We start from the raw sequence: 13,777 nt of genomic DNA, 5'->3' as shown, positions 1-13,777 counted from the left end.
GCGCAGTCGAGAGGTTTATTATAAGAGTACAATTAAGTTCTCGACTGCGCTCGAACAGACCTAGAGATATGAGCATAAAAAACGACCTATTTTTAAGAGCACTTAAAGGAGAAACTGTAGACCGTCCGCCTGTATGGATGATGCGTCAGGCTGGAAGATACCTTCCAGAATTTATGGAAATCAAAGCAAAATATGATTTCTTTACACGCTGCCAGACTCCTGAGCTTGCAAGTGAGATTACCGTACAGCCTATACGTCGCTATGGTATGGATGCTGCTATTTTATTTTCTGATATCCTGGTGATACCACAAGCGATGAATATTGAGGTAGAAATGAAACCTAATATAGGTCCATGGTTACCTAACCCTATACGATCTGCTAAGGATGTGGAGCAAGTAATTGTTCCAGATATCGATGTGACTTTAGGCTATGTGATGGACGCCATCAAGATGACTAAAGAGAAACTTAATGATGAGATTCCATTAATTGGTTTTGCAGGTTCTCCATGGACGATTCTTTGTTACTGTGTGCAAGGTCAAGGCTCAAAAAACTTTGATAAAGCAAAGGAGTTTTGTTTTACACAACCACTAGCAGCTCACGCTTTACTTCAAAAAATCACAGATACTACCATTGCTTACCTTAAGAAAAAAGTGGAAGCAGGAGTAAATGCAGTACAAGTTTTTGATAGCTGGGGAGGGATGCTTTCTCCAGTAGATTATCAAGAATTCTCATGGCAATACATACAGCAAATTATCGATGCGCTTAAAGATGAGGCTCCCGTAATTGCTTTTGGGAAAGGATGCTGGTTTGCACTTGATAAAATGGCAAAATCTGGAGCATCTGCACTAGGAGTAGACTGGACGTGCTCTGCACGCAATGCCCGTTACCTTACTGGTGGCAATATCACATTACAAGGTAACTTTGACCCTACTCGATTATTCTCTCCTCCTAGTGAGATTAAGAGAATGGTGCACGAGATGATTAATGAATTTGGAAAAGACAAATACATTGTAAATCTTGGTCACGGTATTTTACCTAACATTCCTATTGAAAATGCAGGAGCGTTTATTGAAGCGGTAAAAGAATACAAAGCATAATGAACCTAAGAGCTGTCTTACGATCTATGGATTATAGACAGCTCTTGAGTTTGTTCTGGCTCAGTGCGCGCCACCCCAGATTCATTTTACCCACAATAAGAGGAACACGTCGCACGATCACAATTTGCGATGAGTTATATGGTGACAAGCAGCACCTCAATGGGCCAGAGAATGCCTTTCGCCATGCATTGTGGAATGTCCTTCTCGTTCATTATAGCACTCAAAAAGGCTTGCCTTTACAACGATCACTAGCCTGGTCAAAAAAAATCACAGACTGGCATGAAGATTTTTCACCAAACGCTGCCCTAGCAAGAGCGATGGACTTGCACAATAACCGTGTAGGCCGTGATATAATAGCTCAGTTTCACCCAGAAGAAGAGCATTTCTTTGTCGCACACTTACTTAAAATGGTTCCGCTTTCGCAAAAGCTTACTGACGCATATAATACTTCGTTAGAAAAAGATGTACTAGTCCATATAGACGAGATAATTTAACGATACCAAAACACTTCTTTAATATCTTAAATAATAGTTTTGCAGTTAATTTACTAGTATGAGAACACGTTACAATAAACTTAAGTTGCGGTACATTGCACTAAAAAGAGGTTGGACACCGCAACAAAATTTATTTTACGGATTTCTTACATACGTTGGTGTCGGGACGATTCTTTTATGCCTTCCTTGGCTACAAAAAACGAGTGCTCCTATACTTGACCATCTCTTTACTGCTACATCTGCGGTAAGCACTACAGGACTTGTTACGATGTCTATTTTTGATTCTTACAATGTAGGAGGTCAATTTGTAATTATGACACTATTCCAACTAGGTGGGATAGGTTATCTTACGTTTACGACATTTATGCTATTATCTACCACTCATAAGATAACGCCTTGGCATAAAAGCATTTTAAATACAGAGTTTACGCTTCCTGTGACAATAAAAATTAAGGATTTTTTAAAATCTGTTATTCTCTATACTGTAATTATGGAAGTGCTGGGAGCGATTCTTTTCTTTATCGCCTTTAAAACGGATGGTATGGATACGGGAGAGGCGATCTGGTCATCCATTTTTCACAGTATAAGCGCATTTTGCACAGCTGGCTTTAGTTTATTTAATAGTGGGTTTACAGATTATGTAGATAATGGTCTAATCAATTTTACAATTTCTATGCTTGCTATTTGTGGCTCTTTAGGATTTATAGTGATTACAGATGTTGGTTTATGGATTAAAAATAGAGCACATTCCCTAAGTTTCACTACAAAGATTGTGACTATGGGGTCGCTTATACTACTAGTATTTGGATACTTATTCTTCTATTTTCTAGAACCGTCAATTTCAAATTTAAGCGGATCTGCTCGTGTGAGCGCTGCTTTTTTCCAATCTATGACTGCGATGACAACCGTAGGATTTAATACAGTTGATTTTGGCTCCTTTGTCTTACCTATGCTCCTTGTAACTATATTTTTAATGTACATAGGTGCCTCTCCTTCTGGTACAGCTGGAGGAATGAAAATTACCACACTAACCGCTGTATTTGCCATCATGAAGAGTAGGCTTAAAGGTTCTAAAAATATCACATTTTTAGGTAGGCGTATTCCTTATGAACGTCTTTATGTTGCGACGTCATCATTTATATTTTATACAACGCTCATTTTTGTAGGGACGTTTATTCTCACATTCTCAGAAAGTTTTGACTTTGAAAACATTCTGTTTGAAGTTGCCTCTGCTCTTGGAACTGTGGGAGTAAGCACAGGTATCACAGGAGATTTGAGTAGCATAGGAAAAATTGTAATCATTATTCTTATGTTTATAGGGAGGTTAGGAGTACTTACCTTTGGGTTAGCCATTTGGTCAAAAGGAATCACAAAGGAAGATAGAGAAGTTCTCAAAGAAGATATAGCAGTATAATATGATAAAAGGCATCTTAAACGGATTACAGACGTATAGAACATCATTTGGGTTAATCTCAAAGCTTGGGCTTTGGAAGTATTTTGCCATCCCAATGGCTATAAGTCTTATTACTGCCTCGATGATTGCGGCATCTGCCTGGGGATTTTCTGATAATATAGGTCACTGGGTAGAGCAAATCTGGCCTTGGGAAACGGGAAGACACGCCTTCTTTATATTTGCAGAGATAGTAAGCGCACTACTCATTATCGCCATAGGTCTTATCTTGTATAAACACATTATAATGGCACTGAGCGCGCCATTTATGAGCCCTGTTTCAGAAAAAATAGAAGCTCACCTTAAAGGAAAAAATCACACCCATAGAGACACCTCAAACACCGAACAACTTATACGAGGCATACGCATAAACGTGCGTAATTTGGGACTAGAATTGCTTATCACACTACCTATCTTACTGCTCAATTTTATCCCAATTATAGGGAGTATTGCTGCCACTATTTTACTATTTCTTACACAAGCTTACTACGCAGGTTTTGGTAATATGGACTACACACTAGAACGTCATTTTAAGTATAGAGAAAGCGTAGATTTTGTGAAAAGAAACAAGGGCCAAGCCATAGGTAACGGTATTGTATTTATGCTGTTTCTTATCATCCCACTTGTGGGAATTATACTCGTTTTACCCATCTCTGTAACTGCAGCAACGGTACAAACCATAAAACTGCTTGACAAGGATCATCACACTAGCCTGACTGCATAGGTCACCACCTAAAAAATATATAATGAAAGAACAATTTGTAAACTACATACTCAATCTTCAAGATCAAATTACTAGCACACTAGAGCAACTAGATGGTAAGGCCAGCTTTCAAGAAGATAACTGGAAACGCCCAGAAGGAGGTGGTGGTCGCACGCGTGTGATTGAAAATGGAAATATTTTTGAAAAAGGAGGTGTAAATACCTCACAAGTGCATGGTATACTTCCTGAGGCAATGCAAAAACACTTTGGTGTGAAAGATGCAAATTTCTTTGCCTGCGGTCTCTCATTAGTGCTTCATCCTAGCAGTCCTATGGTGCCTACAGTGCACGCAAACTGGCGTTATTTTGAGATGTATGACAGCGAGGGTAACATTGTAGATCAGTGGTTTGGTGGAGGTCAAGATCTCACACCATACTATCTTTTTGATGAAGATGCTACTCATTTTCACCAGACTTGTAAAAACGCTTGTGATGCACACGATGCCGACTTTTACCCAAAATACAAAGCACGTTGTGATGAGTATTTTTACAACGCACACCGCAACGAAGGTCGCGGTATAGGAGGCTTATTTTTTGACTATTGCAAAGCTACCGAAGAGCGCTCTATGCAAGATTGGTACAACTTTGTCACCACTGTGGGCGATAGTTTCTTAGAGGCGTATGTCCCTATTGTGGAGCGTAGAAAGGATACCGCTTTCGCGAAAGAACAAAAAGACTGGCAAGAGGTACGCCGAGGTCGTTACGTAGAATTTAACCTAGTACACGATAAAGGAACCCTCTTTGGTCTAAAAACTAATGGCCGCATTGAAAGTATCTTAATGAGCCTTCCTCCCGTAGTACAGTGGAAATATGATCACCACCCAGCACCAGGAAGCGAAGAAGAACGATTAATTAAAGTATTGCAGCAACCGAAGGAGTGGGTTTCTTAAACACCAAAACTACTTATTGGTCATAAATTACCCTGTGTGACTTATGACCAATGAGTCTTCACATTTTCGCGAAAGCGAAAAACCTCTTACCTCCATATAGCACTCGTCTTGGTTTTAAGGCCATTCTCGGTATACAAATAGTGAAAACGTGCTTTAAGTAATTGCTTCCTTCCATCCCGTGTTCTTGTAAAAGTCAGTCGTGCGTCATCACTCACAAAAATCTGCCAGTACTTGAAAAACAAGGCAGCATCTTTCTTATTGGCTGTAAATATAGACGGGACGCTGTAGTAGTTTGCAAGTCCAAATTTCTCTTGAAACCAACCCGATTGTTCAATCATATAGCGTGCATTATCTACGGGTTCTAGAAGTTCTTGCAGGCAGTTTACAAAAAGTATTTCCTCCTTTGCCGTGGCGCCTTTGAGAAAACAAGCAATCTCCCCGTTAGGTAAATACTCTACGCCAAGCTTCATTTGTTGTAGTTGGGTGGTAATGAGTAATCGCTCACGCAGTGACTTTAATACCACTTGCCCCATTTTATACACTTGCTTATCGATACGCCCAAATTTAAGGTATTTGACAATCGCCTTATAAGTTTTAGGTGCTAATACGAGAACAATAGAGCCAAGGGTGGCGTATATAAAAAACAACATTCCTTTAGAAAAATAGCTTCCTACATTGTTAATAATCACCTCTGGAATAGTCATAGTTATGACAGCCCCTAGCTGCATAAAACTATATTTTACAGCATCTTTATAATAGACCTTTTGTGTTTCGGATTCTTTCTTCTTGGTACTGGGGCTAAAATCAAACTTTAGTTCTCTTACGAGTAACTTTCCAGTCCCTATAGCTTTATTCCAGCGCTCTTTAATATGGCTTCTCTTTACTGCTAGCTGCAGCATTTTATTATTAAGTATTTCTTTATTGACAATAGTTGTAGGCAGTGCAAACCGATCGGCGCCATTTTCAATAAAAGGATCATTTTCAAGGGAGACTCCACAAAAGGCGTCAAAACGTTTTACAAGTTTTGCCACATCTTCACCACCGCCATCAATGGTAGGATCTATACACGCGAGGTGCCAGATGGAAGCCACTTTATCTGGATTACCAGATTGCACGCGTATAGCACGACCACGCATCTGATTAGACATTACAAAAGAGCTTACGTAGGAACCAAGTACTAAAGTATTAATAGCAGGAGCATCCCATCCTTCTCCTAGCAAGGCAGCGGTGCCTACCAGAATTTGTATGTGACCATCTGTAAATAACTGAGTAATCACACTCACAATAATGCTCTTTGCTCGTTCCTTTGTTTTTACAATGATAAACTCCGTCCCATCAAGAGGTGTAATGGTATAATCATCATTAGAAAGTACTTTGATGATTTCGCTTTCTAAGCGTTTATGCACGACAACAAGTGTACCCGTGAGAACGGCTAGTTTTTCTAATTTGTTTATTCCTTGCCAGCTTTCTACGTGTTGCGCAAGCGAGTGCCGTAGGTGATGAAAAATTGGAACAACACCAAGTTTATTTACATCTGCCAGGTCATCATTTACACTTTCTAAAAATTCTTTACGCACATAATCCGTGAGGATTACTGCACGAAGATCTGCTCCCATTCCTTGGGATTCAAAATTTATGATCTCGCAAATACTTTTAAGTTTATTTGGACTTTGCGCAAGTGATTTATAGAGCTGACGCTCTCCTTTAAAGTTCACCCTATTATTATCAAAGGCACCAACTCTGCGCAACTGCTTTTCTACATCCAGCAGCATCTCCTCATCTTCTAGAAAAAGCTCTCTATCTGTAACGAGTATGGGTTGTAATAATCGCTCTGCCCATTCTTGATTAAAAAGTGGTAATTGTGCCTTCTCGGTGTCTACTCCAAGGACCTCTATTTTCTCTTTTGGAATCTCATGACCACGTGCTTGAAGATACACGAGAATGGCAACGTAAAAATCTGGTTTCTCATAGATAGGATCAAGTAATCCATCTGTCAATGTGTACAAATTATGTTCTAGAACGAACGTTCCAAAATCTTCGTTTCTAACTAGAGAATCAATGAAACCCTTTGATTTTACTCGGTATTTAAGAATATATTGAATTTGAGCTTCGTCTGGTTCGGAGAAATAAATGTAATCTTGATGCGCGCATAGATTCCCTTCTCCTACTAATTCTGGAACGCTTATTTCAATATCTATCGGACCGCATAATTGGAAATATTTGGCTATTTCTCGTTGCTCACTATCATAAGGTGGTGTGGCGGTCAGTGCGGTGAGCGTTCCCTCCAGTTTTTTGAGGGCAAAAAGAGGTTTCCACCACTCATTTTTAAGGTGATGTGCTTCGTCTAATACAATATGTTTGATGCCCGCTTCCGCGAAAAAAGCTACCAGCCGATCCATATCGCCTTCCATTTCATTTTTTGAAAAAGCATGTAGTGACTGGTAAGTAGCAAAAGTGATATGTGCAGGCTCTTTTATATTTCGCGAAAGCGGAATAGTAAAATTTTCCTCGCTCACAAAACACTCAAACATACGTTGCTCCCACTGGTTTCTTATCGTAATCGTAGGTGCAAGTACGAGTGTCTTCTGATTGACACGTCGCATCATCTCGAGGCCAAGTACCGTCTTTCCAGACCCTGGAGGTGCGACTACATGCAAATGATCATCTGAAGCATGGCTTTTAAAATCCTTTAAAAATCGCTCCTGATAGGTGCGCCACGGGTATATGAAATGAAAGGCTTCTTTAAGCAAAGGGAGTGGTAAATTAATTGGTAAATTTGTTTAAATATAAGGCACACAATTCGAAGTACGAACGACTATTTACAAAGAGTTGTGAGCACCTAACGAGACGATTATAAATCTATATACCTCTTTTTATGCTACGCAGAAATCGCAGACTACGCACCTCAGAAGCTATACGTTCTATCGTGCGTGAGACATACATCACTCCTAATGATTTTATTGTTCCACTTTTTGTGGTAGAAGGAAAGGGTGTGAAAGAAGAAATTAACTCTATGCCTGGGTATTACAGGTATAGCTTAGAGCTCATAGCCAAAGAGGTAAAAGAGTTGTGGTCAATGGGATTAAAATCTGTACTGCTTTTTGTAAAAGTACCAGATAACCTTAAAGATAACTCTGGAACAGAAGCACTTAATAGTGACGGGCTCATGCAACGTGCTATTAAAACAGTAAAAAATGCATGCCCAGAAATGGTTGTGATGACAGATGTGGCATTAGATCCGTATTCTTCTTTTGGCCACGATGGGATTGTAGGTAATGGAGAGATTGTAAATGACGACACTGCCGCTGTTCTTGCCGAAATGGGACTAAGCCACGCTCGTGCAGGTGCAGATATTCTTGCGCCAAGCGATATGATGGATGGTCGTATTTTTGAAATGCGTAGCCTCCTTGAAGATGAAGGTTTTTATAACACTGGCATTATGAGCTATAGCGCAAAGTATGCGAGCTCTTTTTATGGTCCTTTCCGCGATGCACTAGATAGTGCCCCTGTTGATCTCAAAGATGTTCCAAAGGATAAGAAAACGTATCAGATGGATTTCGCAAATCGTGATGAGGCGATTAAAGAAACGCTCATGGATATAGAGGAAGGAGCAGATATAGTGATGGTAAAACCAGGCCTTTGCTACCTAGATATCGTGCGTGACCTACGAGAAGCAGTAAATGTACCTATTGCCGTATATCAAGTGAGTGGCGAGTATGCAATGCTCAAAGCGGCTGCCGAAAAAGGTTGGTTAGATCACGATAGCGTGATGATGGAGCAAGTAATTGCCATTAAACGTGCAGGAGCAACCATGATGGCAAGTTACTTTGCAAAGGATGTTGTGAAGCTGATTAGTTAATTGTTAGGTCAAAACATACTCAAGCTAATGTTGAAATTAAGGGCTATATCTTTTTTGGTAGACTATCTTATTATGATAGGTATAGGAGGTCTAATCATGTTGTTAACCTCAGACTTAATTATAACAATGCTCCTTATTTATCCAGCTGCAATTAATAAAGATTTTCTAAACGGTAAAAGTATAGGAAAGAGGATTTTTGGGATACAAGTCCAAGATTTGCAATCTAAAAGTACCTCTGAATGGAAAGGCGCACTTAGAAATATATTACCAATAATACCGATAGATCTTTTGTTTACGATACTCAATCCAATGCGAAGAATAGGTGATTATATAGCCAGAACTCAAGTTGGATATAATGATCAATTCACACTACGCACAATCGGTTCAGAATTAAAAAATTATAGCGTAAACAAGGAGCTTATATTTGGTTTGATTTTCGGGATTATAAATATCTATGCTGTTTTAAGTCTTTACGCAATGATATTACCAATATGATTACAGTTTACCACCTCGCTCAAGTAAACGTCGCCCGCATGAAAGGGGTCTCTATAAATGATCCCGAGATGAAGGATTTTAGAGATCATACAGATGAGGTAAACGCGCTTGCAGAACAATCTAAAGGTTTTGTGTGGCGGGATGTTTTTGATGAGAATGCCGATCCTAAACCCAATGCGCTGGCAGATGAGCAGGTACTTATAAATTTCTCCGTGTGGGAAGATGTTGAGTCGCTTAGAGCTTATACTTATACGACATTCCACACGGCTATTATGAAACGCCAGAAGGAATGGTTTCAAAAGTATGGTGAAGCACATTATGCGCTATGGTGGATAAAGGCTGGAATTACTCCCACAGAAAAAGAAGCGATCGAAAGACTTGCTTATCTCCAAGAAAATGGTGCTAGTGAGCATGCATTTACTTTTAAAGAAGTTTTTGAAAGGCCTGAGTAAAGTTTCCGCTTTCGCGAAAAAATGAGTTTCTAGAAAGAAAACCGCGATTCAATATGTGCTCGTGCTTCTCTTAAATCTGTGTAGAGTGCATCTGCTCTTTGCAACCTCTTATGTAGTGTAATGTCATGTTGCACTATTAAACACTGTAATCCTGCATCTTTTGCAGAAGTCATACCGCTGTGTGTGTCTTCTATAGCGATACAATTTTCTGGCTGGAGACCTAGATCACTAAGTGCTTTGAGGTAAGATTCTGGATTAGGTTTTGTATCCTTTACATCTGAGGAAGTCACTGTAATCTCAAAAAAGTGTGCGAGATCTTCCTTACCAAAAATAATGTCTACCATCTCACGATCACTCCCTGTGACAAGTGCTAGTGTAATTCCTTTGTCTCTATAATAATTGAGTGTCTCTATTGCATGAGGCATAAATGTAATTGGTGAGTTACGAAGATTTTTATAAGACAACGCTTCTTTTTTCTTAAGCGTTTCTTCAAAGGGAACATCAAGGTTATGTTCTTTGATAATTTGTTCTAATGCATAATACGCTGGTTTCCCAGCCATAGTAGCAGCATATTCTTCCCAAGTATATTTGATATTAACCGGCTCAAGAAGCTCATTAAATGCATCAAAATGAAGCGACTCTGAGTTTACTAAGGTTCCGTCAAAATCAAAAAGTACTGCCTTTAATTCTTGCTTTTTCATATCTAATTATAAGAGATGCGAACCTACCCAAAAATCAAGTGTTTGGTCTTAAATTATTGTTATGATTTGAGGGTGGTTTGATTAATTACGCTTTCGCGAAAGCGTAACTACCTATAAAGTACGTCTCACACCACTAAAGTATCGTCGCTTTTTCCCTACATTTACATAAAATAATTACATTATTATGGGTCAATTACTGTTGTGGGCAACTATCTCAATCTTTTTTTCATTCTTGTGTTCTATACTTGAAGCTGTTCTTCTAAGTGTGACACCTACGTTTATAAACATCAAGAAAAACGAGGGAAAAGCCTATGCCGAAACTCTTGAAGAACTTAAAAAAGATGTAGATAAACCGCTTATTGCAATCCTTACCTTAAACACACTTGCACATACAGTAGGTGCAATGATGGTAGGTACTGTAGCTGCAGATTTATACCCAGAGTTTGTTATCAACTTAGGCTTTACAGAGATTAATTTTCTTGGTTTTGTCTCTGCTATAATGACGTTACTTATCTTAATTGCTAGTGAGATTATACCTAAAACTATAGGTGCAAAATTTTGGAAGTCTCTTGCAAATTTCTCTGCAAAGACGCTTAAAATAATGGTCTTACTCTTGAAGTACACAGGTATTTTATGGTTACTACAGCTTTTTACGCGCATGGTAGGTGGTGGCGGTCATCACGAGAGTGTGTTGAGCCGTGAAGACTTTACTGCAATGGCACAAATGGCGGGTGAAGATGGTGTTTTTGAAGAAAGCGAATCAAAAATTCTTAACAACCTTCTCACTTTTAAAGAAGTGCTTACCAAGGATATCATGACGCCTCGTACGGTGATCAAAATGGCAGATGCATCAACCACCGTTGCAGATTTCTTTGCCGAAAATCAATCATTACGTTTTTCTCGTATTCCTATTTTTGAAGGAACGAGAGATCATATCACTGGTATTGTTTTAAAAAGTGAGGTATATCGCGAGATGGCTTTAGACAAGCACGCCACCACATTGAAGGAGATAGAACGTCCTATTCTTGTTACTAAACGCAATCTGCCTATTCCAGATCTTTTTGACCAGCTAGTTTCAACTAAAAATCATGTTGCACTAGTGGTAGATGAGTATGGAACTATGAGTGGTCTTGTTACTATGGAAGACGTGATTGAAACTTTATTAGGTCTTGAAATTATGGACGAGAGCGACAGCGTTGCCGACTTGCAAACACTAGCTAGAAAAAACTGGCAAAAGCGTGCAAAGACCTTAGGTCTTTATGATGACAGCAATCCAGAAAATAAGCCTTCTGGTTTATAACATCAATTTAGAAGCTCTTCTCCAGTAGGTAAAATTGTTTGTGCCTTTTTGTTTTTTATATTACGAAGTATCACACTTAAGAATAGAGATACATCGTAAGGCTTTACTAGAATATCGTCCATACCAGCTTTGTAGATTTTATGGCGTATCTCATCAATCTCCACAGCGGTAAGTGCTACTATTGGGATATCTGTGTCAAAATTTCTAATGTCCTTAGTTGCTTCGACACCGTCTTTTTTAGGCATATGAATATCCATAAGGATTAAATCATATGCTTCCTTTTGAGCCATGGTTACTGCTTCTATACCGTCACTAGCGAGGTCACATGTAAACCCTTTGTTTTCAAGAAGTTTTTGGGTGATCTTTTGATTAATGCGGTTATCATCTACTACTAGAAGATGTGCTCCTTGCAATGTATGAACACTTTCTATAGTGTCTAGTTGTTGTTGCTCTATAGCAGCAATTCCCGTAGCTTTCTCTAAGTTAATTACAAATGAGAATGTCGCCCCTTTACCTTCCTCACTTACTAGTGTGATATCACTTCCGTAAAGCGCTAGTAGTTTTTTTACGATAGGTAATCCTAATCCAGTACCCTGATAATTATAATTTTTATTTTCTACTTGAGAGAATTCTTCAAATACACTCTGCTGGCTATTTTTAGGGATACCCATTCCGTCATCTTCTATAACAAAGGCTGTTCTATACAGTCCATCTGGGGTAATAGACTCCTTTTTTATACGCACCCATATATTTCCATTTTCATTAAATTTAATGGCGTTTCCTATCAGGTTCATTAAAATTTGAGATAGCCTTACTGAGTCTCCCACAAGTTGGTTAGGAAGGTCTTTATCTATCTCTAAGTGTAACTTGTTATTGTTTTGCTCTAGACTAAATTCAAATGAATGCGTGATACTGCGTAAGAGGGTATTGAGTTTAAAAGGAGTGTGCTCAAGCTTAATGTTTTTTGCCTCCATCTTACTCATAAGGAGCACATCGTTAATGAGTGCAAGTAGATAATCTGCAGAGAATTTAAGCGACCTCAAATCATGTCTATGCTTATTTACTTCGGCATCTTCAAGCAAAATTGAGGCAATCCCTATAACACCGTAAAGCGGTGTACGTAACTCGTGGCTTATAGTTGAGAAGAATTGGGTTTTAAGCTTTGAAAGCTCTTCGGCGTCATTCTTTGCTTTTTCTAGTTGCTTATTTTTTTCGCGTAAGCGCAATAAGTTTTGCTTGCGTGCTCGATACAATGTGAAAATTATAAAAAGCGCCACAAGTAATATGGATGAAGCAAAAAGGAGTGCTGTCGTGGTCTTAAGCGAACTCTCAGCCAATCTATCTAAAAGTTCTTTTTCCTTTGTTGCTATCTCAAGGTCACGTTCATTCTCTCGAGAGTAAAACTGAGCACTTGCTACTTGTAACTCCTTTTGGTTTTCATTTTTAAAAACCTCGTTTGCTAGCTGTAATTGTCGTTGTGAATGGTAGTATGCTGCCTCAAAATTTTTATTGTTTTCATAATATTTTGCAAGATGCTTTTGAGCTTCCTCCTCTTCGGCTACTAAGCCTTCTGAGAAGCTGATATCTATCGCTTCCATAAAAGCATCTTCGGCGAGTGTTTCTTGTTTACTGCTAGTGTAGTATCTTCCTAACAATGTGAGTACTCGTGCGCGACTTTTACGATCTAAAGAATCGCGCAAACTGGCAAATTTTGCTTGCATTAAAGCAGGATAAGCTTCTTCAAAATTTTCTTGTTTTAAGTACAGTGTTGCGAGGTTTATGCGGGCTGCAAGTGACTTATCTGAGCCATCTAACTTCTCTATGAGTTCGATGTTTCTTTGCAAGTAGTTAATTGCCTTTTCTTGATATTCCTCAGAGGATGCATATAACTTTCCTAAATCGTTATAGGAGGATGCTAGTAGTGTATCATTTTTAAGCTCTTGAGCTATCACTAATGCCTTCTCAAAAACATTACGTGACTTTGTGGTGTCTTGTAATGATAAATACACATTACCTAGAATGGAGTAACCACTATACTGCTTGTTTTTATCATCTTGATTTTGCGCTCTTTTAAGAACCTCATCGAGCGTTTGGATAGCACTTTTATATTCTTGATTCTGCAATTGGATAGCAGCAAGATCCAGAGTATTGCTTTGATAATTTTCTATGTTTTGAGATGGCGTTTGCGCCATTATTATGAAAGAAAATAAGCTAAAAATAAGATAAGTAAGGTGTTGCGCGAGCCGCATATGTAGATATTATAATCTATAAAAGTAC

The 13,777-nt window shown here is 38.8% G+C and carries 12 protein-coding genes; 9 read left to right on the top strand and 3 right to left on the bottom strand.

The window, feature by feature from the left end:
• Window positions 1–68 precede the first annotated feature (68 nt).
• From hemE to hemF, 5 genes are read left to right on the top strand one after another with little or no spacing between them, the layout of a single operon-like run.
• Window positions 69–1,097, top strand: coding sequence for a uroporphyrinogen decarboxylase (gene hemE, locus ACJJVW_RS07665; protein ID WP_405251225.1), 1,029 nt, complete (start codon window positions 69–71; stop codon window positions 1,095–1,097).
• Window positions 1,097–1,591, top strand: coding sequence for a DUF6973 domain-containing protein (locus ACJJVW_RS07660; RefSeq protein ID WP_405251224.1), 495 nt, complete (start codon window positions 1,097–1,099; stop codon window positions 1,589–1,591). The genes hemE and ACJJVW_RS07660 overlap by 1 nt, the downstream gene beginning before the upstream one ends.
• Window positions 1,592–1,649: 58 nt before the next feature.
• Window positions 1,650–3,005 (top strand): TrkH family potassium uptake protein, encoded by a 1,356-nt coding sequence (locus ACJJVW_RS07655; protein WP_405251223.1) that lies wholly within the window; start codon window positions 1,650–1,652, stop codon window positions 3,003–3,005.
• 1 nt (window position 3,006) lies between these two features.
• Entirely contained in the window at window positions 3,007–3,765 is a 759-nt protein-coding gene (locus ACJJVW_RS07650) for an EI24 domain-containing protein (protein WP_405251222.1), read from the top strand.
• 22 nt (window positions 3,766–3,787) lie between these two features.
• Complete coding sequence (gene hemF, locus ACJJVW_RS07645; RefSeq protein ID WP_405251221.1) at window positions 3,788–4,693, top strand: oxygen-dependent coproporphyrinogen oxidase; 906 nt, start codon at window positions 3,788–3,790, stop codon at window positions 4,691–4,693.
• 86 nt (window positions 4,694–4,779) lie between these two features.
• On the opposite strand, the gene ACJJVW_RS07640 is transcribed toward hemF, so the two are convergent.
• A complete protein-coding gene (locus tag ACJJVW_RS07640) occupies window positions 4,780–7,443 on the bottom strand; it encodes a DEAD/DEAH box helicase family protein (protein WP_405251220.1) in 2,664 nt (887 codons plus the stop codon).
• Between the two features lie 125 nt (window positions 7,444–7,568).
• On the opposite strand from ACJJVW_RS07640, the gene hemB reads away from it, so the two are divergent.
• From hemB to ACJJVW_RS07625, 3 genes are all read left to right on the top strand, one after another.
• On the top strand, window positions 7,569–8,552 hold the full coding sequence (gene hemB, locus ACJJVW_RS07635; RefSeq protein WP_405251219.1) for a porphobilinogen synthase: 984 nt from the start codon (window positions 7,569–7,571) through the stop codon (window positions 8,550–8,552).
• Window positions 8,553–8,624: 72 nt separating this feature from the next.
• Window positions 8,625–9,047 carry an RDD family protein gene (locus tag ACJJVW_RS07630; protein WP_160164959.1) on the top strand — a complete coding sequence of 141 codons (423 nt, stop codon included), beginning with the start codon at window positions 8,625–8,627 and terminating at the stop codon, window positions 9,045–9,047.
• Window positions 9,044–9,499, top strand: coding sequence for a DUF3291 domain-containing protein (locus ACJJVW_RS07625; protein WP_405251218.1), 456 nt, complete (start codon window positions 9,044–9,046; stop codon window positions 9,497–9,499). The genes ACJJVW_RS07630 and ACJJVW_RS07625 overlap by 4 nt, the downstream gene beginning before the upstream one ends.
• A 29-nt stretch (window positions 9,500–9,528) precedes the next feature.
• Here the strand turns inward: ACJJVW_RS07625 and ACJJVW_RS07620 are convergent, their stop codons facing one another.
• Complete coding sequence (locus tag ACJJVW_RS07620; RefSeq protein ID WP_405251217.1) at window positions 9,529–10,200, bottom strand: HAD family hydrolase; 672 nt, start codon at window positions 10,198–10,200, stop codon at window positions 9,529–9,531.
• 184 nt (window positions 10,201–10,384) lie between these two features.
• Between ACJJVW_RS07620 and ACJJVW_RS07615 the strand changes: the two genes are divergently transcribed.
• Window positions 10,385–11,500 carry a CNNM domain-containing protein gene (locus ACJJVW_RS07615; RefSeq protein ID WP_405251215.1) on the top strand — a complete coding sequence of 372 codons (1,116 nt, stop codon included), beginning with the start codon at window positions 10,385–10,387 and terminating at the stop codon, window positions 11,498–11,500.
• A 2-nt stretch (window positions 11,501–11,502) separates the two neighbouring features.
• Here ACJJVW_RS07615 and ACJJVW_RS07610 read toward each other — a convergent pair whose 3' ends face one another.
• Window positions 11,503–13,692 carry a response regulator gene (locus ACJJVW_RS07610; protein WP_405251213.1) on the bottom strand — a complete coding sequence of 730 codons (2,190 nt, stop codon included), beginning with the start codon at window positions 13,690–13,692 and terminating at the stop codon, window positions 11,503–11,505.
• Window positions 13,693–13,777 lie beyond the last annotated feature (85 nt).

The sequence above is a fragment of the Dokdonia sp. Asnod3-C12 genome (assembly GCF_045063975.1).
In the GTDB taxonomy this organism is placed as follows: Bacteria; Bacteroidota; Bacteroidia; order Flavobacteriales; family Flavobacteriaceae; genus Dokdonia.
This window is presented reverse-complemented; position numbering and strand designations above follow the sequence as displayed.

Coding starts and splice junctions, on each gene's coding strand:
- ACJJVW_RS07615 (WP_405251215.1), top strand. CDS start 10,385: ATGGGTCAATTACTGTTGTGGGCAACTATCTCAATCTTTTTTTCATTC.
- ACJJVW_RS07610 (WP_405251213.1), bottom strand. CDS start 13,692: ATGGCGCAAACGCCATCTCAAAACATAGAAAATTATCAAAGCAATACT.
- ACJJVW_RS07660 (WP_405251224.1), top strand. CDS start 1,097: ATGAACCTAAGAGCTGTCTTACGATCTATGGATTATAGACAGCTCTTG.
- ACJJVW_RS07620 (WP_405251217.1), bottom strand. CDS start 10,200: ATGAAAAAGCAAGAATTAAAGGCAGTACTTTTTGATTTTGACGGAACC.
- hemB (WP_405251219.1), top strand. CDS start 7,569: ATGCTACGCAGAAATCGCAGACTACGCACCTCAGAAGCTATACGTTCT.
- hemE (WP_405251225.1), top strand. CDS start 69: ATGAGCATAAAAAACGACCTATTTTTAAGAGCACTTAAAGGAGAAACT.
- ACJJVW_RS07650 (WP_405251222.1), top strand. CDS start 3,007: ATGATAAAAGGCATCTTAAACGGATTACAGACGTATAGAACATCATTT.
- ACJJVW_RS07655 (WP_405251223.1), top strand. CDS start 1,650: ATGAGAACACGTTACAATAAACTTAAGTTGCGGTACATTGCACTAAAA.
- hemF (WP_405251221.1), top strand. CDS start 3,788: ATGAAAGAACAATTTGTAAACTACATACTCAATCTTCAAGATCAAATT.
- ACJJVW_RS07625 (WP_405251218.1), top strand. CDS start 9,044: ATGATTACAGTTTACCACCTCGCTCAAGTAAACGTCGCCCGCATGAAA.
- ACJJVW_RS07630 (WP_160164959.1), top strand. CDS start 8,625: ATGATAGGTATAGGAGGTCTAATCATGTTGTTAACCTCAGACTTAATT.